This is a genomic window from Streptomyces sp. M41(2017) (assembly GCF_002078175.1).
Classification (GTDB): domain Bacteria; phylum Actinomycetota; class Actinomycetes; order Streptomycetales; family Streptomycetaceae; genus Streptomyces.
In genome coordinates this window covers 356,070-380,798 of record NZ_MWFK01000002.1, presented here as the reverse complement: position 1 = coordinate 380,798, position 24,729 = coordinate 356,070, and the positions used below count along the sequence as shown (strand labels likewise).

Sequence of the window (24,729 nt, the reverse complement as noted above, 5' to 3'; positions counted from 1 at the left end):
GTTCCGTAGACGGTCTACTGAACTGTAGACGATGGTGAGGGGTGGGAAGTTCCCCGCGCCGCGGTGCTCGGGGTGACACGGCGCGGTTCACGGCAGGGCAGGCCGGACAGGCCGTGACCGGCCGACCATGCGGCTCGCCGCTGTCCTCTGGAGCAGCTCGTAAGACCTGCGGGCGGGGAGATGTCGCGCCGTACGCCCTGGATGCGGGTCGCCCCGAGAGCGGTCGGGCGTTCAGGAAGCGTTCAGGCGGGCGCTGACAAGGTCGGAGCATCGCGGTCGTCTTCGGGCGGCCGCCTCTCCCTGCCGCAGGATCAGGAGTGTCCGACCTTGGAGAACCCGGAAGCCCTCACCGGCCGCGACGGGGGAGTGCGCCCACGTCGAGAACCGTGGCACGACCACGCGCGGACAGCGGTCACCGGCACGGTCGAACCGTCGGCTGCCCTCCTCGCCGACCTGATCGACACCATGGCCGTGCCCCGACGCAGGTGAAGAAGCCTCTCGCCACGGCGCCAGGACGGGCGTGCGGTGCCTCACTTCACGGCCTGCCCGCGACACCCCCTTCCGGCCCAGGCCGTCCCGGTTCAGAGGCACGCGGCCGCGCACCCGCCGCCGACGGGCCGCGGCCATGCCCGGGCCTTCGTGTCAGGGTCGGGTTGTCATGGCTCTGCGCCGGTACTTCGCGAGAAGAACCGAGTGGACGTCACGGTTGGAGACGACGTGGTGTCCGGTGCGCACGTTGGGGGTTTGGGTTCCAGCGTGGCGACACGAATCAAGTATGTATGGTGATCACTATGCAACTCAGGTACGGGTTCCGCCTGTACCCGAACGGTGCACAACGCTCGGCGCTGACACGGTCGTTCGGGTGCGCTCGGGTTGTCTTCAACGACGCGTTGCGTATCCGTGAAGACGCCCGCGCAGCAGGGCTGTCGTTCGTCACCTTGGGAGAGTTGTCGAAACGGCTCACGGCATCGAAGAAGACCCCGGAACGGGCGTGGCTCGGCGAAGTCTCGTCAGTGATTCTTCAGCAGTCCCTTCGCGACTTGGACATCGCGTACCGGAACTACTTCGACGGCCTCAAGGGCGAGCGGCCCAAGATGGGGGCGCCTCGGTTCAAGTCCAGCAAGGACAACCGGCAGGCCGTACGGTTCACCGCGAACGCCGGATGGAAGATCACGCCCGGCGGGAAGCTCCGCCTTCCCAAGATCGGTGACGTGGGGGTGAAGTGGTCCCGTTCGCTGCCTTCCATCTCGTCGACTGTCACCGTCATCAAGGACGCCGCCGGAAGGTACTTCGCGTCCTTCGTGGTCGAGACCGAACCGTCCGAAGTCCTGCCTGAGACCACGCCCGAAGTCGGCATCGACCTGGGCCTGTCGCACTTCGCGATCCTGTCCGACGGCACGAAGATCGACAGCCCCCGCTTCCTGCGGCGGGCCGAGAAGAAGCTCAAGAAGGCGCACCAGTCCCTGACCCGGAAGGCGAAAGGATCCAACAACCGAGGAAAGGCCCGGCTCAAAGCGGCCCGCGCCCACGCGAGGGTGGCCGATGCACGGCGCGAGTTCCATCACCAGCTCTCCACCAAGCTGATCCGCGAAAACCAAGCCATCGCGGTGGAAGACCTGGCGGTTAAGGGACTCGCCCGCACGAAACTGGCCAAGTCAGTCCACGACGCCGGCTGGTCGCAGTTCGTGACCATGCTGGAATACAAGGCGGCTCGATACGGACGCATCCTCTTGAAGATCGGCCGGTTCGAACCTACGTCCCAGACGTGCTCGCAGTGCCGCGTCAAGGAAGGCCCCAAACCACTGCACCTCCGTACGTGGGAGTGCGGAGTCTGCGGGGCCGTCCTGGATCGCGACATCAACGCGGCGGTCAACGTCGCCAAGGCCGCCGGACTGGCGGTGTCAGCCTGCGGAGCGCGGGTAAGACCGGGATTCGTCCCGGCACAGCGCGATGAAACAGGAACCCACCCGAAACCGCGCCTGACAACAGCGCGGCAGGCGGGAATCGCCCTTCTCTAGGTGGCGAGGATGTCAATGGCTCGCGGTTCTGTTTCACCTTCGCCCTGGCAACGGCCGCCGTTCAGTGAGGGCCGTTGCGAAGTGCGAAGCAGCAGCGTCGCGGTGGCGGCGAGGCCGGTGAGCAGACCGAGCCGGATGCCGGGAGGTGTAGAGGCGGAGTCCGGCTGCCGGCCGGCAGCCCCGGGGCTGATCCGACAATGAAGGCCTGCCCCGGTTTCTCTGTTGGCGTGAGGCCCAGATGCGAGAACCGTGACGGGGACCGGAGCGGTGCACCGGCCAGGACCTCGCCGGCGTGGCAGCGGGGCGCGCCACGTTCCGTGTCCTGTCACCGGCCCTGAGGGCGGTCAGCGCGGGCATCTCGGCGCTTACAGGCCCCTCTCCTCGCGCTGCCGGGGACCTGAGGGGACGCTCGGTGGCGTTCGATGCGGTCTAATGGAACCGCGCACACGGGGTAGGCCTGTACCGCTTTTCGCTGGTCGTCATCTCAGCCCCGGATCCGCGCGACCCTCAACTCCGGACGGTTGTGCATGACCTCTGTCTCACCCGGCTCCGCTCCCGCCCAGCCGACGCGGATCTCACCCGGCTCATCGACCGCACCACAGCACCAGAATCTCTTCCTTCAGCCGCAGTACACGGTCGAGCTGCCGCCACTGGAAGACGAAGAGGAGACCTTCTCGCCGCCGCCCTCGACGCAACGGCGACGTGGAGATGCCCGAGGCCGGTAACGGGGCCGCGCGGCAGAGGCGGTCTTGCTGCGGCAGCCTTTGAGGGACTGCCGCAGCTATCGCGCTGATGCCTGACGTACGTCGCCCGAGGGCTTGGGTCCGTGGCAGCGCGGGGGATGTCGGCGGTACGCCTCACCGCTCTCGCTGCCGGTCCTGCCCCCGGCTCTTCAGCACGTGCCGCCTGCACCAGGTCTTCCACGAGTTGTCGATCGCCGACGCCGGGTGCGGACCTGACGTCAGCCTTCGCGCCTCAGGCACACGAACGCATGGGCGGGAACGACTGGCTCGCCCGGTGTCGGGTCGATGGCGCCGATCCTGATGGCCACGGTCGCCACAGGGATCGGGGTGTTCGCCGCCCTCGGGCGCATCAGGCGCCAACGGTGCGGGGGCGGGACCTTCTTGGCGGGCAGCTCGAACGTCGCCAGTTCGACCCAACGGTCGTAGTTGGTCGGACAGCAACGCACCGGCGCGCTGCAACGCCGGCATGTACGCGGCTCGACCGGGTCCACGTCGTCCGGGTCGAACGCGGGCTCCGGCGCCGCTGTGGCACCTTCGCTCAGGGCAAGCTCATTGGCGACCTTGTTCCAGCACCTGTCGCAGAGTTCGGCGGACAGGCGAATGATCCGTCCCCGCTCACGAACGTCGGGCCCGTTCGAGGAGCACAACAGGCACTCAGGCAGGCCGACACTGTTGAGAACCGCCATTTTCCGAGTGTGAGTGCCTGGTACACCTTTGAGACAGAGCGCCTTTCGGCCTTATTCGGCAAAGTCGCACTTCACACGGCACATCGGGGCGCAGGGGCCCCTACCGCATCAGAGCACCACGCACTCCGGTACGTGGCACGGCAGTCCGGCCCGCGTCGAGGAGTCCGCTTCCCGCGCCCGAGGCATGCGTAACAGGCCGGAGACGGTGCGGTCGGCACAGCAGGCCGCCCGCACCCGACCCGGTTCGTCCCGCTCCCGTTCCCCGGTGCCGCGCTGGAGCCCGGCGGTCCTCAGTGGCTGAAGGAGGAGCCGAAGTGGGCGTCGGCCTGCGGAGTGCCGAGTCCGGCGGGGTTGAAGGTCGCGATGTTGCTGGTGACCGGGCCGTTCTTCGAGCCGCGCAGGACCCATGCCGCGCCGGAGTCGACCTTCGGGGCGTCCTCCCAGGGAGCGGCGGCTATCAGATCCGCGCGGTTGTTGTCGTTGACGTCGGCGAGCTGTACCTCTTCGCCGAAACGGTCGCCCTGCTCCGAGGCGCCGGGGACACCACTGGTGGACTGGGAGAACGCGAGGGCTCCACTGCCTGTCGGGCCCTTGGGCCCGCCCTTGAGGAGTACGACGCTGCCCGCCGAGTCGGTGTTGCCGATGTCCTCCCCGGGCACCCCGACGGCGAGGTCAGGGTAGCCGTCGCCGGTGACGTCGCCCGCTGCCAGTGCGAGGCCGAACTCGTCCCCGGTCTCGTTGACACCGGGGACCCCCGGAGTGTTCTGCGTGATGGTCGTCGTCCGGGTGGAGAGGCCGGAGGGTGAGCCGTAGCGGATCTCGACCGTGCCGGGGCGGATGGTGATGTCCTCCTGGCTCGTGCCGAACTTGAACGTGGCGAAGTCACCGAACCCGTCACGGTCGAAGTCGGCGACGACACCTCCTGAGGACGGGGTGATCGCTCCCGGCACACGGGTGACGGAGCCGTCCTTGCCACCCTTCCAGAGGCGGGTGCCGTGTCCCATGTCCTCGAAGCCGTGGGTCGTGAGGATGTCGTCGGCTCCGTCACCGGTCACGTCGCCCACGATGAACTCGTAGCGCGAGTCCTTCTCGCTGTCGAAGGGGACGATGGTGCGGCCCGACGACGTGCCGGTCCGCGAGATCGGACCGAACTCCACACCCACCAGGCCTGTGCCGACGACCAGGTCCGCGTGCCCGTCGCCGTTGATGTCACCCGCGGCCAGAGGGCCGCTGTGCTGGGGGAGCGAGAGCGCGACGGAGTCCGTCAGTCCTGTGGGGGAGCCCCACAGGATGATCGTCTGCCCGTTCTCCGATCCGACGACGAGATCGGTGTACCCGTCGCCGTCGAAGTCCCGGGCGGCGCTCACGCGGCCGAAGGAGTCGTAATTCACGGCGTCACCGGGTATGCCCGCGGAGGCGCGGCTGATGACCTGAGGGCGCTTGGTGTCGACACCGCCGATGGATCCGTACAGGACGGTGACGTACCCGGCGTCGTCCTTGCCGTTCACGGTGCCACCGGGCGCCGCGACCGCGATGTCAGCGTACCCGTCGGCGTTGAAGTCCGTGACCGGCACAGCCGCCACCGGAGCAGCCCCGGCCGGGCCGGCGGCGCACACGGCACCCGTGACGAGCGCCGCGACAGCGACTGCGATGGTGAGAGAACGGCGCACTGACGGGCCTCCGTGAACAACATGTGACAACGAGACGTACCACTGACGACTCAATGACCGTCGAGGTGGCGATTTGGTTGTACGCGTCTGCCGGCCAATCCTGGTCGCGATCAGGATTCACCGACGAAGCGAAGGAGACCTGTGATCACACAGGGAGCAGAAGTCTCCGGCCGATGCGCCGACTGCGGTGGGACCACTACGTGCGACGTGGGTCAGTTCTTGGACCACGGAGCGCTGTGCTGGACGGTGGAAGGGCGATGCGCGGACTGCTCCAGTGCCTGGTGCGAGCAGGGTGAAGGCCCCGTCACGCCCGAGAGCATTCGGCAGGCCCTGCTCCAGGAGCACGGGCCGACGCGGTTGCGTCTGACCGGCGACGCGCCGAGCCTCGTGCCTGTGTTGCGGAGCCTTCGTGCCGTGCGCGGGTTGTCCCTGGGGGAAGCGCGGGTGGCTGCCACGCGCCTTGCCGCGGCCGGCTTCGTCGGCACCCTGGTCGAGGTGGAGATTCTGGCGCTCCGTCTGCGGAGCCACTCTGTCGCGGTGGCCGTGGAACCGGCGGGACAGCCGACGACCACGGACCGGCGCGAACGGTCGGAAGGCGACTCTGCCCCTACCCCCTTGGCAGCCTCCCCTACTTCCAGTCGCCGAACAGGCCGGAACTGAGCTGTGCGTTGCAGATGTTGTAGCCGCCGGACGCGTGGCCCTTCTTCGTGTTGCCCGCGACCGTGACCGAGCAGTGGATGTCGCCGGAACCCTGCAGTTGTGCGGTGAGCGAGTAGTACAAGGCGTTCTCGTCGAAGGGCAGAGTGGTCTCGAACCTGCCGTTCTTCCAGGTGCCTTTGCGGCTGTCCGTGTCGGAGCCGTACGTGATGTCCAGCGGGCCGAGGGCACCGGACGGCGCGGTGCCCCACGCTTTGAAGACGACGAGCTTCTTCTCCGTTCCCTGCTTCGTGCCGGCGCTTCGGCCACTGCTCTTGTGCGTGTCCGCGGAAGACTTCTCGCTCTTCGAAGCGGACGACGTGGACTTGGGCGAGTCCGAGCCGCCACTGGCGACCGCGGCGATGATGCCGATCACCACGAGCACTCCGGCACACCCGAGGCAGCCGAACCCCACAAGCTTCCCCCGACCGGACTTCTTGGGTGGCTGAGGCGGGAACGGCGGCTGCTGACCGTAGGGCTGCTGGGGTCCTCCCCAGCCGGGCTGCTGCTGCGGGTCGTTCATGGTTCCCCCCTGAGGTGGTGCGGTGAATGTGCGATGTGTGACTCAAGGGGCCCGGCATGCGGTTGCCGCCGAAGGCGGGGTTCATCCGATCGTGTGGAGCGAGCCCGTCGATTGCCGACGCAGGCGTATGAACGGCCTCCGCGAGCCGCCGCGGCCCCCGTTCTCTCGCGTCCGCAGGGTCGGCGGAGCCACGTCCGGATGGGGTTGGACGGGTGAAGCCCGCGCGCCGAGTTGTCGTGATGGGCCGGGCGCGGCCGGGATTTTGCAGGCTGTCCGTTGCTGATCTCCTGCGCGGGCAGTTGTCCCGGGGACAGCAACCAGCCGAGGGAAGGAACCCGCTCCGTGTCTGCCGAACTCTCCGACGACCTGAAGAAGCTCATCGACGACAACCCGGTCTTCGCCACCATCGCCACGATCCAGCCGGACGGCAGTCCGCAGCTGACGATCACCTGGCTCGGCCGGGACGGAGATGACCTGTTGGTCTCCACGACCGTGGGCCGCCGCAAGGAGAAGAACCTGCGGGACGACCCGCGGATCACCGTCATGATCAACCCGCCGAACGCGCCCTACACCTACGCCGAGATCCGCGGCACGGCCACGCTGACCACGGAGGGCGGTCAGGAACTCATCGACGAACTGTCGCGGAAGTACACCGGCAAGGACTACGCTGACTTCAACCCCGCCTCGAAGGACGACGCCGAGCGCGTCGTCGTCCGCGTCACCCCGCGCAAGGTGGTCGGCTCGATCTGATCCCGAGCGGCATCCCGGACAGGGGACGGACGTCCGTCGCGTCCCTCCCCGCCCCCGACCCGGGGAAGGGGCGCGCCCGGCCCAGCCCTCGGACGGCCGCGCCCTCCCCGGCCGGCCGTCAGGGACCCGCCAGTTCCGGTACCCGCCCGTCGACCGGTGCGGTTGCTCGGCGGGGGAGCAGCAGGGGGGTCGTCAGCAGGAGGACACCGGCGAGGGCCAGGGCGGTACGCGGGCCGAGCAGGGCGGCGAGTGCTCCCCAGAGCGCGGTGAGGAGCGCCGTCGTCGCCTTGGTCGTCACGGTCCACGCCGTCAGTGTCCGGGCCACCCGCTCAGGCGCGGTGCGCTGGAGTCGGTAGGTCGCGTAGACCGGGTTGAAGACCCCGCAGCAGAAGATCAGCCCGAGTTCGACACCCATCACCAGCAGCAGGCCCGGAGTTCCGGATCCGATGAACGCCAGGCCGATGGGCCAGATCGCGCGCAGTGTTCCGGCTCCGCGCAGGATCCGGTGCTGACCGAACCGGGCGGCGAGCGGCCGGGCGAGACGTGAGCCGAGCAGGCCGCCGACGGAGGGTGCGGCGAAGGCGAGACCGTACTGCCACGGCTCGTATCCGAGCCGGCTGAGCATGAGGACGGCGAGCAACGGTTCCGTGGCCATCACCAAGCCGTTGAACAGGGCGGTGTTGAAGAACAGCGGGCGCAGTGTCGCGTCGGCGAGGATGTATCGCCACCCGTCGAGCAGGTCGCGGACCCGCATGCGCCGTGCCTCCCGCCGTACCGGCAGGGGTTCGCGGCCCCCCGACGCGCGGATGCCCAGGGCCGAGAGGAGGTAGGTCACCGCGTCGGCCACCACGGTGGCCACCGGGCCGAGGATCCCGATGGCCGCGCCTCCCAGCGGTGGGCCGATGATCGTGGTCGTCCAGGCCGTGGACTCGAAGCGCGCGTTGGCGACGAGCAGATCCTCCGACGGCAGCAGCGTCTTCAGGTAGGCGCCCGAGGCGGCGCGGAAGGTGATGTCACCCGCCGCGACGACCACGGACACCAGCAACAGCTGAACGAAGGTGAGCACGCCGCACGCGAAGGCGACCGGGATCGTCAGAAGCGCCGCGAACCGCGCCAGGTCCATGGTGATCAGCACCGGCCGCTTGCGGCGGAACTCCACCCACGGGCCGAGCGGCACCGCCACCGCCGCACCCACCGCCGCTCCCACGGAGGAGAGCGCGGCGACCCGGGCCGGGCCGGCGTGCAGCACCTGGATGGCGATCAGCGGGAACGCGCCGAAGGCGAGCCACGTGCCGAGCGCGCTGGTTCCGTACGCTCCCCAGAGCCAGCCGAACGGCCGTCCCAGCCGATGCCCGAGCAGCGGTCCGAACGGCCTTCGGGGCTGCCGGCCACTCTTCATGCCCTGAGTTCCTCGCTTCCCACCCGTACAACCATTGCGCGATCAGGAGCATCAAAGCGGGCGGCTTCCGCAGGATCAAACAACCGCGGGACCGCCTGCGCACAACCATCGGTTGTGTACATAGGGTGGTGGAATGGACCTCGACACCGTTCGGACCTTCGTCGCCGCCGCCGACGCGGGGCAGTTCCAGGAGGCCGCGGCCGAGCTGGCTATCACCCAGCAGGCCGTCTCGAAACGCATCGCGGTACTGGAGCGCAACCTGGGGGTGCGGTTGTTCACCCGCACTCCGCGCGGCGCCGAGCTCACCATCGACGGCCAGGCGTTCCTGCCTCACGCGCGCGAGCTGCTGCGCGTCGCCGAGCGCGCGCTCGCGTCGGTCCACGCCGGGCGCCGCGCGTTGCGCGTCGACGTGATCGCCTCGCGCGGCGCGGCGGCGGGCCTGCTGCGCGGCTTCCACCGGGCGCATCCCGAGATCGAGCTCGACGTGGTGATGTTGTTCGACATCGAGACGGCCGTCGCCGCCATCCGCTCCGGCACCATCGACGCGTCCTTCCGCGCCGTCGCCGTCCCGGGCAAGCCCCTGCCCCCGGACATCGCATCGGTCCGGGTGCTGGACGAGCCGCTTCAGCTGATGACCGGACCCGCCCACGCGCTGGCGGGCTCCCGGTCGGTCACCGTCGCGCAGCTCGTGGGGCACCGGATCTGGATGCCGGGCATCGTCCCTGGTACCGAGTGGGCCGTCTTCTACGACGACCTGGTCGCCGAGTTCGGGCTCACCATCGAGGCGACCGGCCCCAACTTCGGCTCGGACGCCCTTCTGGACACCATCGCCGACACTCCGGCCCTGGCCACCTTCATGGGCGAGCACACCCGGCATGTCTGGCCCGCCGGCTACGGCCTGCGCATGATCCCGGTGACCGACCCCATGCCGGTCTACCCGCACTCCCTCCTGTGGCACCGCGACAACCCCCATCCCGCGTTGGCCACCCTTCGTACCCACCTGGCCGCCTCGGACGCCCGGTACGGCGCGGCCGGCACGTGGGTGCCGGACTGGGTGTCGGAGAGCTGACCGGAGCCGCCACGCGGGACGTGAGGCAGAGGCCGGTCCCCGGCGGGCGTCGCCCCGACCTTCCGGTGATCGGCTCGTACCGAGCAGCTCGGACGTGAGAACGGTCCCGCCCGGGCCCCAACCGCCCCCAGCCACCTTGTCGATGATCACCAACGTGTCGGCCCGGGCGCGTTCGCCGTAGACCTCCGCGGGGCTGCTCGACGGGTTGGGGATCACGGCTACGAGCGAAACACCGCACTGAAAACAGCCAAAGAACGGACCGAGGAGCCGGTCGCCGGCCTGCTGGGACGGGCACATGGCGTTCGCCGAGGAGAATCCGGCGCTCCACCGCGCGGAAGCAGGTGTTGGACCTGCTCGTCGCGGAACTCGTGCGCTGTGCGGCGGTGGGCGCGCTGAAGGTCGATCCCCACATCGCGGCCGAGTCGATGTCCGCGAACGTCGGCCTCGCGCTCGACCAGATCGCGACGCCGTCGTTGTTCGACGATCCGACGGCCTCCCACCTGCTGAGGGATGCGGTCATCGCCAGGGTCCTCGGCCGGCCGAGGACCGCGGGCGAGGGCTACGGCCTCTGGTTCGCCGGCTCGACCGCATCGCGGTGCCAGGACGGCACGGCACGACCTGAGCGGAACCGTTGGCGCGAGATCCCGGCCCCTTCGTCAAGCGATGCTGGGATGCCGCTGTTCGGAGTTGGCTGGAACAGGCTCCTGCGGAGCCCTGAGAAAACAACCAGGCGACCGGTATATTTTTGTGCGTCCGGTGACGAAGACGTCGGTGTTGTGTGACCGCTGGGGGGCGACGTTGATGGAGTGTGTCCGAACGGATGTCGTGATCGTGGGCGGTGGCCCCGTGGGGCTGCTGCTCGCGACCGAACTGGCCCGCTACGGGGTGCGGACGGTGGTGCTGGAGGAGAGGGCCGAGGTGTCCGGCCGCCCCAGGGCGACCACCCTGCACGCTCGTACGGCCCAGGTCCTGGCGCGCCGGGGGTATCTGCCCGCTCCCGCCCTCCCGTTGACCGAGGAGGCGGTGTCCGCTCCCTTCCACTTCGCGGGCCTCTGGGGCCTGGAACTGACCGCCCCGGCCGGTGAACCGGAGCCGCTGCTGAAGCGGCCCCAGGCCGTCCTTGAACGGGACTTCGAGGAGCGCGCCCGCGCCGCGGGAGCACTGGTGCTACGGCAGTACCGCGTGGTCGGCCTCGAACACAGCGAGCGGTCGGTCGTGGTCACGGCCGAACACCCCAGGGGGAGGGTCGAGTTCGAGGCCGCTTACGTCGTCGGGGCCGATGGTGCCCGGAGCGCCGTACGGGCCCTCGGCGGGATCCCCGCCGACGAGTCCGCCCCGACCGTGTCCGCGATGGTGGGGGTCGTGCGGTGCGCGGGGGAGGGGGTCCCCGAGCCGGGATGGCATCGCACCCCGCGCGGCTGGGCCGTCGCCAAGGAGACGCACGACGGCCGGTGGCATCTGCGGGTCGTCGACTGCCTGACGCCTGCTGCGGATCACAGGCTCCCGTTGGGACTTGAGGAGTTCCGGCGTGCGACGTCGAAGGTCATGGGCCGGGACATCGACATGGACGAACCGTGCTCGCTGAGCCGCTTCAGCGACTTCTCCCGCCTCGCCCGGTCCTACCGCTCGGGCCGGCTCCTCCTGGTCGGGGACGCCGCCCATGTTCATTTCCCCATCGGAGCACAGGGGTTGAGCACAGGACTGCTCGATGCCCTGAACCTCGGATGGAAGCTCGCGTTCACCGTGCGGGGGGTGGCCGCCGAAGGGCTGCTGGACTCGTACGACGCGGAGCGCAGGCCCGCCGCGGCCCGTCTGCTGGAGCAGGTGCGGAAACAGGTGGACCTGATGCGACCGGTCAACACACCCGTGTCCCTCGCGGAGCTGACCGCAGCCACGGGAACCGCGGCGGACGTCGCCACCGAAACGGTGCGGCTTGCCCTGATGGTCAGCGGGCAGGACACGGTGCTGCCGCCACGATCGAGGTATCCGTCCCTCTGGGAGGGGCGATTCCTCTACAACCTCGAACTGGCCACGGACAACGGGCCCGTCGATGCGATCAGGCTCCTGGCCGACGGGTGCATGACCTTGGTGCGCTTCGGGCCCACGGCCCCGGACTGGGCTCCGCCGCCGAGGCTGCGCGGTGCGTTGCGCGTCGTGCGCTCGGCACCCGTTCCCGGACTCCCGTGTGCCGCCCTGCTGCTGCGCCCGGACGGTTACATCGCCTGGGCGGCGGACACGGCCGGGGACCTCGTCGACATCGACGAGGCGGTCACAGCCTGGCTGACTCCGAGGAGCGGAGTCGCGACAATGGAATCCGCCACTCCGGTCTTGACCGGGAGCGTTCCGGCGGGGGTCTAGATCGAGAGCGGGCACCGGCTTCCCTGATGCGGCTGGATTCAGGGAGGTCGGCGTCAGGGGACGAGGTATTCGGAGGCGATCAAGAAGCCGGAGGTGCGGCCTCGCTCCGGGCGCGGCGGGCAAGGAACTCGACCAGCCGTGTCTCGCTCCGACCGACCCGTTCCCGCTCCTCCTCCGGCAGTGACGCCAGCGCGTCCACGAGGACGCGCTTCCTCGGAACGTGCACCATCGAGCCGGAGTAGATCCGGCAGCCCGAGCACCAGGCGAGCCCGACGCAGCGTTCGAACATCGCCGAGTCGGGCGGGTAGTGGCGGTACTGGTACGAGTGGACAGGTGTCCCGCACGCCGCACAGATCCGCTGGTCCCCGTCGAAGGTCGTGTCCCATGTCGCGACCTTCGACCAGCCTCGACGGCCGTGGTGCGCTCTTCAAGTGGTCATGCCGAGCATTGTCCCCCCCGGCCCCTGTCCCGCTGTTGGTCCCCGTGCGCCAACCCGCAGCCGACGCCGATCCTGGGTCGTAAAGGCCTGAAAATTAGAGCACGTTCGACTGATTAGGAATTCTGTTCGCTTCGAATTCGGGGTGGGGAATCGAGCTGGCCGAATGTCGTCGAGATGCTGCCGAAAATGCTGCGATGGCCCTCGCGTGACTATTAGTGTGACGCGTAAGCGGAGTGGGGACTCCGGGGGTTGTGTGATCAGACCTGCGTGCTCTCGGTCGGGACGTAGTCACGTCCGGACCGTCGTGAACAATGCCTATTCGTAGGGCAGTTGAAGCACCGGTGATTGCAGCGGGACGGGGGGAATTCGTGCGGGCGGAATCCGGGAGAGACGACGAGAACGGGAACCTCCGTGCCGCGCTGCGTGTCGCCGACGTACTGGACACGGCGCGCATTTCGCCATCGCGGACGCCTGAACAGGCCCCTGTGGCAGCTCTGTTGGCGGATTCGCCACCGGAACCCCAGGCATGGCGACGCGCGTGGCGCGACGTACAGGATGCGGAACGGGCCCGTGTCACACGGTCGGGGCTCGGCTGGATTCTCACGTCCCTGGCATCCGGGCGTTGTCCGTCCGTGCGCATGGTGGAGGTCGGTTGCGAGCGGCTCCGCATGACACGTGTCTCCTATGACGACGATCGCTCCGGGCTGGATATCCGGCAACTCGCCGAAGCGGATTGGCTCGATGCCTTGTCCGCCGGCGAAGGACTTCCTTCCGCACGGCTCCTCCGCCTCTTCCTTCTCGCCGGGGGAACCGCCGCAGCGGACACGGGACTTCCCACCATGGACGACCGGGCGGCGTCTGCGCACGGCAGGGCGAACCCCGGACCCGGCGGTGAGTCCGTCGACGTCGTCGCTTCACTGGGAAGCCGCCTGTGCGCCTTCGCCCGCCGGTGTCCGTCTTCGGCCGGGCCCCTCGTGCTCGTCGTACGAGCCGCCGGCTGGCCGCTCGTCGAGCAGGCTGCCGAGGTGCTGCGGGCCGACGAGGAGTCGGTACTGCGTGTGCGGTTGCCCGTCCACTGGCCCGAGACACCGATCGACCTCTTCGCCGGGCTGCCGCTGCGGCACTCCGTCTGGCTCGCGGGCGCCCACGTCGACGGCGTCTCCGGCACGGTCGGGCTGGTGCGGCACATGCTGTTCCCGGCGGGCAGCCGGCCGAGCGATCCCACGGACAGCGACGCCGGCCCCGACGTCAGGGTGTCCGTGGCGGCCCCACCGGGCGGTGCCACCGCAGGCCAGAGCGTCGCCGCGGTCGTCTCGGCCGGACCCGAGGACGCACCGTCGCACTGGAAGCCCCTGCGGGCCGACCGCCTCGAACTTCCGCCGGGCGCACGGGCCGTACTGCGCTACCGGCTCACCGCCCCGGACCGGGTGGAGCTCCGGTACGACGGTCGTCACGAGCCCGAGACGTCGCCATGGGCCGCACTCGCGCTCCACACTCCGCGCAGGCTGTCCCGGCCACGCCCCGTCGACCTGGTGCTCGCCGTCGAGATCGCGGGGCCCCAGGCCGACGGAGGCGTGGCCGTGGAGGAGCGGCTCCAGGAAGCGGCGGCCGTCGTCGCGGCCGTCCGGGACGCCGTGGGGGACGAGGACACACTCCGGATCGGACTGATCGGATACCGCGACCACGCTCCCCTCGACCGGCCCCACCACAGCGATCCGCTCGTCCACCGGGTGGCCCTGTCGGATCCGCAGGCCGCCGAACAGGCACTCGGCGGCTGGCACCGAAGCGCGCTGCGGCACGACTTCGCCACCGGCCTCGAACACGTACCGCACGAACTGTCCTACTGGCGCGACGCGTGGCGCCCGGACAGCCACCGGGTCCTCCTCGTCGTCGGCTCCCGGCCCCCGCATCCACGGAACCGGCCACCGCGAGTGCTCCGGCGCGGTGCGGCGGTACGCATCTGTCCGGACCGGCTGGAGTGGGAGGCCGCACTGCGGTCGGTACGCCACTACGACGGCGTCGCCTGTGTCGCGGTCGTCGACGAGCCGACGTGGATGGACCGGCTGGCGGGCGAGCCGCATCTCGCGCAGTGGGCCGACCGCGCCTGGGACCTGTTCGGCGCCGAGGGGCGTTTCGCGGCGGGGCACGATCCCCGTTCCATCGCCTCCGCCGTCGCGGCACCCGCCCTCGGGCTGCCCGAGGACGGCACACCGATCCGGTTGGTCGTGTCCGACGGAGCAGGGGGCGACTGGCTGCCCGCGGCAGCCGGCTGACGACTCCACGACGTAGCCGCGCACCGGGGGGTGCGCGGCACAGCAACCGCGCGGCGGGACCGTACCGCCGCCGACACCTGGGGGGAGACCACCATGGTCATCAAGGACGAGCGGGCCGAGGGCACCGGCGACGACAGGCCGGAGCGGAAGAGACGCGACAGGTCGGGTGAGGGACCGTTCGCCGTCTTCGACCCCTCCACCCTGGTGGGTGGCAGGGCCGCACTGCCACCGGCACCCGTGCAGGCGCCGGTCGGCGCCCCCCGGAGCGCCCCCGGCTCCGCGCCGGTGAACGGGGGCTCCGCCGCCCCGCCCGTACCCGCGCCCACCTCGCCGTACGACGACAAGGCCAGGGATCCTGGCCCGCCCACCACCGACCCCGGGCGCAGGGCCGAGGCCCCGCCGCCCGTCTTCATGGAGAAGCTGGAGGAGGCCTCCCCGAGCGGGAAACGGGCCAAGTCCGGCGGGAAGACGGCCTCGGAGAAGGCCTCCCGGAAAGAGGCCGCCCAGCAGGGTGCGGACGACGCCTCCGCACCCGAATCGACGATCACCCTCTGGGGCGGCATGGGAAGCGGCAAATCGACGCTCCTCGCCGCGCTGTCCCGAGCCGTACAGGACCCCATGTACGGAGAGTGGAACATGTGGCCGGAGGACCACGCCTCCCAGAAATTCCTGAGCGACCTGGCACACACCCTCTACCGCGACCGGACGTTCCCGCCCGCCACACTGACCGAGCAGCGGCCGGTCCGCTTCACCCTGGCCGGAAACCTCGGCGGAACACGCTTCGCGCGCGGCGGCGGCAAGCGCTGGCGGCGCGGTGCCGATCGCCGCGACCTGACGGAGTTCAAGGTGACGCTCCGGGATCTGCCGGGCGAGGCGTTCGACCTTCGGTCGCAGACCGGTGCGGCACTGGGGGGCAAGCTCATCAAGGACCTCGGGACGGCCCGGGCCATGGTGTACGTGGTGGACCCCGTCCGCGAGTGGCAGGTCAACGGCGACGAGGGACCCGTGGCCGACGACGCCCGCCAGAACGCGGACTTCTTCACCGACGTCCTCGGGGGAGTGGCCACCGAGGTCAACATGCGCGGCGAACGCCACGGCAACAAGCTGCCGCACAGCATCGCCGTCTGTCTCGCCAAGTTCGACGACGACCGGGTGTTCCGCTTCGCCTGCGAGCAGGGCAACGTCCGCCTCAACCCTCGCACCGGACAGCCCGAAGTGATGGACGCCAAGCGCCTGTTCGACGGACTGTGCCATGCGTTCCCGCACGGCAGCCTGCGCGAGATCCAGCAACAGATCGAGCAGTACTTCGCCCCCGAGCGGGTCGGGTACTTCGTGTGCTCGGCCGTCGGGTTCTGGATCGATCCCGAGCGCGGCTTCGACTTCGAGAACCCGTCCCTGGTGAATCCCGTGGAGGACGACGTACGGCTCGTCGCGCCGCCCCGGCCCGTGAACATCCTCGAACCGTTCCTCTTCCTGCGGGGCGTCGGCCCCCAGCAATCCTGACCCCCCGGCACCGCACCACCGCCACGAGAGGAGACCACACGCCATGCCACCGGGACTGACCGCCCACTGGGCCCTGTGGGGCAAGGAGCCCCGGACCAACAGCGGCTACAAGGTGTTGGCGGCCTATCCGCCCGACCGGAGCGCCGACTACAACGCCTCGATCCTCCACTGGTCGCCGGGCACGCCGGCGCGCGGCGACCAACTCCCCTGGATCACCATCGGACCCGGGCGGACCCCGGACGGGACCGACACCCTCGGCATCTACGTGCTGGACAGCACCGAAAACGTGGACCGGACGAACCGGACGATCCACCGGATCCACCACTTCGCCGTCCCCACCGACCGGATCGGTGAACTCTCCCTCGGCTGGTGCGACATGGCCAGGGCCGCGGTCGAAGCCGTCCCGTTCGTCCCCGCGTCCGGCGTCGCGCCCGTCCAGCTGCCCGTCGGAGACGGCGGCGGGCTCCTCGCCCATGTGGGCAGCGCCATCAGCGACCGGGTGACCGCGGGCAGCCACTGGCTCGCGGCAGCCGCGGCCTGCCTCCTCGACGGCCCCGTCGTGGTGACGGGCGCCCGCGACTACAAGCCCCTCGACCTGCTCCAGGTACTGGACTGCGTCGCCGCGATGCTCCCCTTCGGCGTACGCGCCTCGCTGTCCGCCGCGACCGGCAGTTCCTCGGGATCCCAGGTGCCCATGCGTCTGTACTGGGGCGTCGCCGACGAGTCGCCGGGCGTCACGGGCCTGGTCTGGGACGGCGGCCTCCCCGACCTCGACCGGCTGTCCCCCGGCGCGCGCTCCTACTTCGACCTCCTCATCGAGGCATGGCACACCCACGGAGCCGAGACCGTCGTCGCCCATCTCGCCCGCTCCCGCGCCCCCCTCGACCTCGACTCGGCGCACGTGCACGCCGACGCCCTGCACATTCTGTCCGGGCTCAACCCGGGGCTGGCTCTCGCGCAGGAGGTGCGCCACGGACGGACGGTGGACGACCAGTTGATCGACGACGCCCTGCGCCACGAGGTCTTCGACACCCAGTCCGTCGCCGTGCTGTCCGCGGCCAAACTGGCCGGGCGGTCCACCGACCTGAGCGCCATGGCCCGCCATCTCCCTCAGGCGGAGGTGTCCCAGGCGTTCTGGGAGCAGCTCGTGGACGACCTGCTCGACGGACACCTCGACAACGCCCGCGGCCGGTTCGAGTCCCTGCGCGAAGCGACTCCCGACACGCGTGAGGGCCGCGATCCACTCGACCGCGCCCTGGCCTGCGTGGTCGACCAGGTACGGCGACGTGCCTCGGTGGACGCGCAGGATCCCGTCGTCGACCGGCTGCTGCCCACCATCGCCGCCTTCAGCCCCGGCACGATGGCCTTCACCCAGTCGCAGCTGCTGAGCCTCCCGGGCCTGGCGGGACGGCTCGTGCAGGCCGTGTGCGCGCACCAGCACGACCCGGCCCCGCAGGTCCTGGCCTGGCTGCGCTGGCTCTGCGACGAGTCGGTGCCCGACGTGCCGGGCAGCCCCGAACTCGCGCCGCTGTACGCCCTGTTGGTGAGCGGGAGTGTGACGGTCGATCTCTCGAGGAAGTGGACCGAGGCTCATCCGGGGCCGGCCACGCGGCTGTTGGCGGCGGCCGCAGCCTGTGGACTCGCCGACCTCCTCCTCAGGGGCGGCTTCTTCGAAGGACTCGTGGCCTGCGCGTGCCGGAGCACCCCGACCGACCCGGCCGACCCGACACCGCAGGCGCAGCTCCACCGCGCGTTGGACCGCCCGCCGTACCAGCTGCGCCCCGAGACCGCCGCACGCTGGGACATGCTGTGCTCGCTCACCGACCGGCTGCCCGAGGGCTTCTTCGCCCTCACCCGCACACCGGAGCCGGCCGGCTCGGCCGGCGTCACCACCCGGCTCGCCGGATACGCCTCGACCCTGCAGGCGGAACTCGACTCGCCCCTCGTCCGCGAACACGCGGCCACGGTCGTGAAAGGCCTGCTGGACGAGATCCTCTCCGTCGACCCGGAGACCGGCGAGGGACCCGACGACACCGGCCGCGACCTCACCCTGCGGCTGCTGGAGGGGCCCGGCTCCTCCACTCACCTCGTGGTCGTCGACGCCGTGGCGCGGCTGACCCGGAGTCCCCTCTGGAACGAGACGGAGCAGGACACCCGCTGGCTCGACCGGATCGCCCGGCACCGACCGGAACTGGCGCCGGCCCTCTCCCTGCGCACGGTGCACCGGACCGCTCGCGCCGTCGGGAACACCGCGGAGGACCGCCGCGTACTCGCCGCCCGGCTGCTCGATGCACACCGTGCGGGCGCCGACCCCGACGAACTCTGCGCCCCCCTGCGGTCCTGGGCGGCGCGGGGCCCGGTCGGGGAACGGATCCTCGACATCCTCACGGCCTACCGCAACGCCTGGACGACGCAGGACGGCCCGCACCGGGCGGACCAGGAGACCGGCCGACTCGAACTGGCACTGCGCCGAGGGCCCGATCCCGCGCTGTGGCAGGCCTACATCCGCCACGCCGTCGACTGCCTGAAGAAGCGGCGCGCCGACAACGCCCGTCAGATACGGGATCTGGCCCACGAACAGAAGCAGATGGACCACGAGATCGACCGGCTGCGCGGGCTCGACGCCGGCGTCTCCCACATCCGTCCGTAAGCACGCATCCCGCCCCGACGGCGTTCCTCGACCGCCGCTCCGGAGCGCGCCAGGACCCGACTCCGACCCGTACACGCTCGTCCTTGGGGGACATCTCATGCACACCATCCGGGCCTCCGCGCGCCTCGCCCTGCTGCTGACCACAGCCGGCGCCCTCGCGGCGGCGGGCGCCGCACCGGCCACCGCCACCGACAAGCCCCTGCCCCGCGACGGCATCTACCGGTCGCTCAAGGTCGACGACGTCCCCGCGGCGTACGTCGTCCTCGTCGACACCTCCAGTTCCATGCAGGACAAGGGCCCCGACGGAGAGCCGCTGTACTCCACCGTCAAGAAGCGCCTCGGCTCCTTCCTCAAGACCCTCACTCCGGCCGACGAGGTGGCCGTCGTCACCTTCGGGCGCGCCACCAGTGTCGTCCACCCGATGTCCCCGGCGAACCGGACCGGCAAGCTGCTCAGCAAGGAACTCCCGCGCGCCGCCGAGGAGACGGCCAGTGACCACGGAGCCGCCCTGAACGTCGCCGCCGACCAGCTCGACCGCAGCACGGCACCCGTCGGAGCGGTCCTCATGCTCACCGACGGCGCCGTCAACGCACCCGACAGCCCCTACGCCCGCCTCGGCACACCCGCGTGGAAGCAGCTCAGGGCCCGGTACGACGCCCTCGGCACCAACCGCGACGTCATCGGCTACGGCCTGCCCCTCGCCGACGGCACACAGGTGTCCGAAGTCCTCGGCAGCGCCTTCGGGGCTCCACGGATCCTGCCCGTCGACCCCGCGGCCCTGGGCTCGCAGCTCAACGACGCCAAGGAACGGGTGCGGGCCGAGAAGGCCGAGAGTGTCCTGCGTGCCGACCAGGGCGAACAGGTCGCCGTCTCCGTCCAGGGCGAGGGACTCGAACGGCACGACACGGGGAAGGTCACACTGCCTGCCGGGGGCGGCACCGGAGAGCGGTCCGAGACCGTCCGCGTCACGCTGACCTCGCACGCCCGGCACGTCCCGCTGAACGTCGACCTCACGGCCGACGCGGCAACGGGGGACGCGACGGTCCATCTCACCGCTCCGGCCACGCCGGTGACGATCGGTCCCGGACGGAGCTGGACCGTCGAGGCGACGCTGACCTGGTCCCAGGACGCCGAGTTCGGCCTGCTGCCGGGCACGCGCGACTTCCGCGCCGGAGTGAGAATCCGCGCCGAGGTCTCCTCGCCGTGGACGCGCACGGTGCGCAGCTCGATCGGGTACGCCAAATTCACCACGGGCCGGCCCACCGTCACCGACGTGGACCTGGTGGGCACCGTTCCCGCCCGCACCCCCGGCTGGCTGTACCCGTCGATCCTGCTCGTCGCCCTGCTGGGCGCGGCGGCCGCCTGGCGCACGTACAAGCGACGCAACCCGAAGCTGTCCGGGGCGCTGGTCGTGACGGACCTGCGTTCGGGCGAGCGACAGACCATTCTGCTGGGCGGCAGGGAGGTCAGCCAGGAGACCGACGCCGGCAACGTGCGGGCGCGGATCTCCGTGCGGGGCCGGCACGAAGGAGGCCGGCTCGTCCTCGCCCTGCAGTGCGTCCGTGAGGCACCGAGGCCCGGCGACGACCGGCTGCGCGACAGCGGCACCTGTGAGATCGGCAAGTCGACGGTGCTGTGCGGGATCGGCTTCTCCCACGAGACGCAGAGCCGGCCGGCCGTTGCCCTGCACTGAGTTCCATCCCGAGCCGGCCCAGGCACGGGCCGCGGTTCTGCCGTACCGCCGGCCGCCCGCAGGGCTCGTGGCCGCGACGACACCCCCGGCCCCCTTCAGAAAGGACCCTCCATGGTGCAGCCGTTGGACCCGGCCGTGGACCCCGCGGAAGCCGGTGGATTCCGCCTCCTGGGCAGGCTGGGCACGGGCGGGTTCGGTACCGTCTACCTCGGCCGGCCCGTCGGGGAGAACCGCGGACTGGACACGCTGGGCGCCGTCAAACTCCTCAAGGCCGAGTTCGCCGACGACACCCAGCACCTGCAGCGCTTCCACCAGGAGAGCAAGGCCCTCGACCGGTGCAAGGGCGCACGCATCCCCGAACTGCTCTCGTTCGACTTCGGGAGCGGACGCCGCCCCACCCTGGCCACGCGCTTCATCCCCGGGCTGTCCTTGCACCAGATCATCGAGTCGCACGGCGGAGCACTGCCCCGCCACACCGTGCACGCCATCGCCGCCGAACTCGTCGACACACTCAACACGGCACACGGCAAAGGCCTGTTGCACCGCGACCTGCATCCGGGCAACGTCCTGCTCACGTCGGACGGTCCCTGGATCATCGACTTCGGGCTGACGCGCATCCGCGGCCAGCGGGTCACCGTCTCCCTCGACACCGTGATCGGCCATCCCCATTTCTGCGCACCCGAGCAGATCCTCGGACTCGCGAAGACGACCGCCGCGACCGACGTCTTCGGCATCGGCGGGATCGTCCTGTACGCACTCACCGGGCACCCGCCCTACACCGGCGAGAGCAACGCGCGCGCGATGCTCATGCGCCGTGTGTCCGGCACGGCACCCGACCTGACAGGCCTGCCCGACGACACGATCGGCGGGATGATCCGCTCCTGTCTCGCGGAGGACCCGGCTGACCGGCCCGCTCTCGACGAGGTCGCCCGATGCCTCGGCCTGCCCGGCACGCTGCGACTCCCCGACGGCACCGGCCGCACTCTCGCCGCCTACCGGTCCGAACTGGGCCGCTTCCTCGCGGGCGTCGGCAACGCGGCGGACCTGACGGTCCCGTTCCGGCCCGGCCGACGCAGCTGGCGCACCGACGTGGGGGAGTGGCCGCACACGGCGGTGGCCACGGAACAGGGCGGCGTGGTCGTCGCGGACCACAGTGGCGTGCGCTGGCTGGACGGGGCGACAGGGGAGCAGGCAGACCACCTGCGAGACTTCACCGCGCCCGTCCGACTCCACGCGGAAGGAGCCCTGTTGCTCATCAGCGACTCCGGCGGCCGGGTGGAGTCGTGGGACACCCGCTCCCGTACCCGCTGGTGGTCCGTCCCCGCGGGAAGCCTCACCGACGCGCGCGTACTCCTGCGCGGTCAGAGCGTGTTCCTCGGGGACAGCACCGGCTGCCTCCACCACTTCGACGCCGTCACGCGGCGCGTCTGGTGGCGGACCGAACCGCTCACCGACGAGGGAGGCGGCCCGGCGGAACCGGTCGCGGCCGACGCCCGCCAGGTGTACCTGTCGGCCGGAGAGGGCCGCGAACTGCTCGCGGTCGACGACGAGAACGGCGGCATCCGCTGGAAGCAGGCCGTACGGCTTCCCGCCGCCCTGCTCACCTCACCCCTGGCCCTGGAGCAGGCGCTCGTCGTCGCCGACGCGGACGGCGGCCTGCGGTCCTTGGGGGCGGCCGACGGATCCACCCTGTGGGAGGCGGAACTCGGCGCACCGGTCGTGGCTGCGCCGCTCAGTATCGGCGACAGGCTGTTCATCGCGGACACCGCGGGCGTCGTGCACTGCCGCAGCGTCGCCACCGGCGAGGTCCTCTGGTGCGTGGAGCATGCCGAGGGCGAGGAGTTCTTCACGCTGTGCACCGACGGTTCGGCGATCTACGCCGGTGGCTGGCACGGCCGGCTGCATCTCCTGGACGCGCGGGACGGCTCCTCGTTGCAGAGCCTCGATCTCGGCGGCCAGATCCTCGCGACCACGTACGCGCCCGTCAGCCGCACGATCTACGCCACCGCTTCCCACGGCGCACTCCACGCCCTGCCGACGTCCGGCGTCTCGGAGCCGGCGCCCGGACGGTGAACGCGGACCGCTCTCCGTCCGGGGTGCCCGGGGGAGCAGCCCCCTTGAGGGGATCAGCTCACCCCGCGGTCTCCAGCTCGACCCGCCCCGAGACGTGCGGGCGCGGGCGGACGATCCCTGCCGAGCAGGCCGCGACGACGCAGAACGCGACGGGGAGAAAGAAGGTGACGTCGAGGGGGACGAACCGGGTCAGCGGGCCGATCACGGCAGGGCCGGCGAGCATGCCGAGGTAGCCCAGGCCCGCGACACGGGAGACGTTCGCGCCTGCGGCGTCCTGATCGGCGTGCCCGGCGGCGCTGAAGAGCTGCGGGACACAGCCGGACAGCCCCGCTCCGAACACCGCCCAGCCGGCCAGCGCCAACGGGATCCAGTCGGACAGCGCGGCCGCGGCGAGTCCGAGAGCGGCGACGGACGCCCCGTACCGGAGGATGGCCGTGGGGCCGTAGCGCGCCGCGAACCGGTCGGCGAGCAGGCGGCCGACGGTCATGGCGGTGGCGAACGCTCCGTACGCGAGGGCGGCCGTCGCCGGGGGCGCGTCCAGGACCCGGCGCAGGTGGAGCGTGCTCCAGTCGTTGGCGACGCCTTCGCACAGCATGATCATCAAAGCCAGTACGGCGAGCATCCAGATGTGCCGGGGCGTCCTGCGCCTGCCAGTCGCGGCGGGAGCGGCGGGGTCCGGGGCCGGTGGCCGCTCCGAGGCCAGGAGCAGGGGGGCCGCCAGGACGGAGGCGGCGACGCCGAGGGCGGCGACGGCCGACAAGGTGGTCGCCGGACTCCATCCCCAGCCGAGGGTGCCGGCGCCGACCAAGGCGGCGAACACCCCGCCTATGGAGAAGGTGGCGTGGAACGCGGACATCACGGGGCGTCGGTAAGCGTGCTCCACCTGGACGGCGTGCGCGTTCATGCTCACGTCGAGGCAGCCGTTGCCGACGCCGAGCGCGAGGAGCGCGGCGCCGAGGGTCCACACGTTCCCGGCCAGGCCGGGCAGTGCGACGGTGGCGCTGCACAGCGCCGCGCTGAGCGGAACGACGGTGCGGGCGCCGAAGCGATCGGTCAGCGGCCCGACGGCCTGCATGCCCCCGAAGGCGCCCGCGCCCAGGAGCAGCAGGAGCCAGCCGAGTGTGGCGTGACCGATCCCGACGCGCTGTTCGATGGTGGGGATGTGGACGATCCACATCCCCATGAGGAAGCCGTTCAGGACGAAGTAGGCGAAGGTGGCCAGCCGGGCGGCCCGCAGATGTCTTTCCACGTTTCAAACGTAACGAACAAAAAGCTGTTTTGAAAGGTGGTGGTTCGAACAGCAATTGTGTTTAATCGAGGGCATGGCTGGGACCGACCGACTGAGGCAGATCACCGAGGCCGTGCAGGCGGCGGGCAGCGTGGGCGTTGCCGAGCTGGCCGAGCTGACGGGCACCTCGGAGATGACCGTCCGCCGCGACCTGGAGGCTCTGGCGGCCCAGGGTGTACTGGAGCGGTACCGCGGCGGCGCACGGAGCCTGCTGCTGCGCGGTGACGAGCCGCCGTTCTCGATGCGCGTCCACGACGGCCTCGAAGCCAAGCGGCGCATCGCCGCCGAAGCGGCGCAGCTCATCACGGACGGCGAGTCCGTCGTCCTCGACAGTGGGACGACCTGCCTCGAAGTGGCCCGCGCGCTGAAGGGCCGCCGGATCACGGTGATGCCCCTGTCGTTGCACGCCGTCAACGCACTGGCCGACGCTCCCCAGTTGACCCTGCTGGTCCCAGGAGGTCTGACGCGGCAGGGCGAACTGGCCCTGACCGGACCCCTGACCGAGGCGTCGCTGGCCTCGCTCCGCTTCGATACCGCCCTCATCGGGTGCTGCGGACTCGACGCGGTGAACGGACTGACCGCGTACGACCTGGACGACGCCGCGGTCAAGCGGGCGGCCATCGCCGCCTCCCGTCGCGTCATCGCCGTCACCGAGGGCGCCAAGGTGTCCCGCACGGCCCTCGCCGTAGTCGCACCCGTCTCGGCACTCGACGTGGTCGTCACGGACGAGCACGCTCCCCAGGAACAGATGGAGGCCCTGGCCGCGGCAGGCGTGAGCGTACGACAGGTGTGACCGGACTTCGGATCGGAGTCGAGGGTTCCCGTCGTCCCGCCTCGTCAAGTGTTGAACGCGGGCCCGCTGCGTGCGCGTGCCGTCCGATCAAGGTCCGAACAGGCC

At 70.7% G+C, this 24,729-nt stretch carries 18 protein-coding genes and 1 pseudogene; 12 read left to right on the top strand and 7 right to left on the bottom strand.

Annotated features, from left to right (window positions below; translation table 11 throughout):
• Window positions 1-327: 327 nt before the first annotated feature.
• Together B0675_RS41545 and B0675_RS27330 are read left to right on the top strand one after the other, a co-directional pair.
• Window positions 328-489, top strand: a complete 162-nt coding sequence (locus tag B0675_RS41545; protein ID WP_179165451.1) for a hypothetical protein — start codon at window positions 328-330, stop codon at window positions 487-489.
• Between the two features lie 302 nt (window positions 490-791).
• Window positions 792-2,018, top strand: a complete 1,227-nt coding sequence (locus B0675_RS27330; RefSeq protein WP_081222271.1) for an RNA-guided endonuclease TnpB family protein — start codon at window positions 792-794, stop codon at window positions 2,016-2,018.
• Between the two features lie 961 nt (window positions 2,019-2,979).
• On the opposite strand, the gene B0675_RS42225 is transcribed toward B0675_RS27330, so the two are convergent.
• From B0675_RS42225 to B0675_RS42220, 3 genes are all read right to left on the bottom strand, one after another.
• Window positions 2,980-3,447: a DUF6083 domain-containing protein gene (locus B0675_RS42225; RefSeq protein ID WP_241540021.1), complete on the bottom strand. Its 468-nt coding sequence runs from the start codon at window positions 3,445-3,447 to the stop codon at window positions 2,980-2,982.
• Window positions 3,448-3,737: 290 nt separating this feature from the next.
• Window positions 3,738-5,117, bottom strand: coding sequence for an FG-GAP-like repeat-containing protein (locus B0675_RS27320; RefSeq protein ID WP_081222270.1), 1,380 nt, complete (start codon window positions 5,115-5,117; stop codon window positions 3,738-3,740).
• A 628-nt stretch (window positions 5,118-5,745) separates the two neighbouring features.
• Entirely contained in the window at window positions 5,746-6,336 is a 591-nt protein-coding gene (locus B0675_RS42220; RefSeq protein WP_241540020.1) for a hypothetical protein, read from the bottom strand.
• A 342-nt stretch (window positions 6,337-6,678) separates the two neighbouring features.
• Here B0675_RS42220 and B0675_RS27305 point away from each other — a divergent pair, with 342 nt between their 5' ends.
• The gene (locus B0675_RS27305; RefSeq protein ID WP_081222268.1) at window positions 6,679-7,086 is read left to right on the top strand and encodes a PPOX class F420-dependent oxidoreductase; all 408 of its coding nucleotides are present in this window, start codon (window positions 6,679-6,681) and stop codon (window positions 7,084-7,086) included.
• A 118-nt stretch (window positions 7,087-7,204) separates the two neighbouring features.
• Here B0675_RS27305 and B0675_RS27300 read toward each other — a convergent pair whose 3' ends face one another.
• Window positions 7,205-8,485: an MFS transporter gene (locus B0675_RS27300; protein ID WP_081222267.1), complete on the bottom strand. Its 1,281-nt coding sequence runs from the start codon at window positions 8,483-8,485 to the stop codon at window positions 7,205-7,207.
• Between the two features lie 133 nt (window positions 8,486-8,618).
• Here B0675_RS27300 and B0675_RS27295 point away from each other — a divergent pair, with 133 nt between their 5' ends.
• Window positions 8,619-9,554, top strand: coding sequence for a LysR family transcriptional regulator (locus B0675_RS27295; RefSeq protein WP_081222266.1), 936 nt, complete (start codon window positions 8,619-8,621; stop codon window positions 9,552-9,554).
• A gap of 81 nt (window positions 9,555-9,635) precedes the next feature.
• Here the strand turns inward: B0675_RS27295 and B0675_RS42215 are convergent.
• Window positions 9,636-9,743, bottom strand: a pseudogene (locus B0675_RS42215) (4-oxalocrotonate tautomerase); the annotation flags it as partial.
• Window positions 9,744-9,898: 155 nt separating this feature from the next.
• Between B0675_RS42215 and B0675_RS27290 the strand changes: the two are divergent.
• A complete protein-coding gene (locus B0675_RS27290; RefSeq protein WP_143661124.1) occupies window positions 9,899-10,336 on the top strand; it encodes a hypothetical protein in 438 nt (145 codons plus the stop codon).
• Window positions 10,337-10,355: 19 nt separating this feature from the next.
• Window positions 10,356-11,912: an FAD-dependent oxidoreductase gene (locus B0675_RS27285; RefSeq protein ID WP_081223911.1), complete on the top strand. Its 1,557-nt coding sequence runs from the start codon at window positions 10,356-10,358 to the stop codon at window positions 11,910-11,912.
• A gap of 79 nt (window positions 11,913-11,991) precedes the next feature.
• Here B0675_RS27285 and B0675_RS27280 read toward each other — a convergent pair whose 3' ends face one another.
• On the bottom strand, window positions 11,992-12,201 hold the full coding sequence (locus B0675_RS27280; RefSeq protein WP_081222264.1) for a hypothetical protein: 210 nt from the start codon (window positions 12,199-12,201) through the stop codon (window positions 11,992-11,994).
• A 989-nt stretch (window positions 12,202-13,190) separates the two neighbouring features.
• Between B0675_RS27280 and B0675_RS27275 the strand changes: the two genes are divergently transcribed.
• From B0675_RS27275 to B0675_RS27255, 5 genes are all read left to right on the top strand, one after another.
• Window positions 13,191-14,624: a hypothetical protein gene (locus B0675_RS27275; protein ID WP_081222263.1), complete on the top strand. Its 1,434-nt coding sequence runs from the start codon at window positions 13,191-13,193 to the stop codon at window positions 14,622-14,624.
• 93 nt (window positions 14,625-14,717) lie between these two features.
• Window positions 14,718-16,127: a hypothetical protein gene (locus B0675_RS27270; RefSeq protein ID WP_081222262.1), complete on the top strand. Its 1,410-nt coding sequence runs from the start codon at window positions 14,718-14,720 to the stop codon at window positions 16,125-16,127.
• A 43-nt stretch (window positions 16,128-16,170) separates the two neighbouring features.
• A complete protein-coding gene (locus B0675_RS27265; RefSeq protein WP_081222261.1) occupies window positions 16,171-18,777 on the top strand; it encodes a hypothetical protein in 2,607 nt (868 codons plus the stop codon).
• 97 nt (window positions 18,778-18,874) lie between these two features.
• On the top strand, window positions 18,875-20,470 hold the full coding sequence (locus B0675_RS27260; RefSeq protein ID WP_081222260.1) for a vWA domain-containing protein: 1,596 nt from the start codon (window positions 18,875-18,877) through the stop codon (window positions 20,468-20,470).
• Between the two features lie 111 nt (window positions 20,471-20,581).
• A complete protein-coding gene (locus tag B0675_RS27255) occupies window positions 20,582-22,543 on the top strand; it encodes a serine/threonine-protein kinase (RefSeq protein WP_081222259.1) in 1,962 nt (653 codons plus the stop codon).
• Window positions 22,544-22,601: 58 nt separating this feature from the next.
• On the opposite strand, the gene B0675_RS27250 is transcribed toward B0675_RS27255, so the two are convergent.
• Window positions 22,602-23,792 (bottom strand): MFS transporter, encoded by a 1,191-nt coding sequence (locus tag B0675_RS27250; RefSeq protein ID WP_081222258.1) that lies wholly within the window; start codon window positions 23,790-23,792, stop codon window positions 22,602-22,604.
• A 73-nt stretch (window positions 23,793-23,865) separates the two neighbouring features.
• Between B0675_RS27250 and B0675_RS27245 the strand changes: the two genes are divergently transcribed.
• Window positions 23,866-24,624, top strand: coding sequence for a DeoR/GlpR family DNA-binding transcription regulator (locus tag B0675_RS27245; protein WP_081222257.1), 759 nt, complete (start codon window positions 23,866-23,868; stop codon window positions 24,622-24,624).
• The last annotated feature ends 105 nt before the right edge of the window (window positions 24,625-24,729 follow it).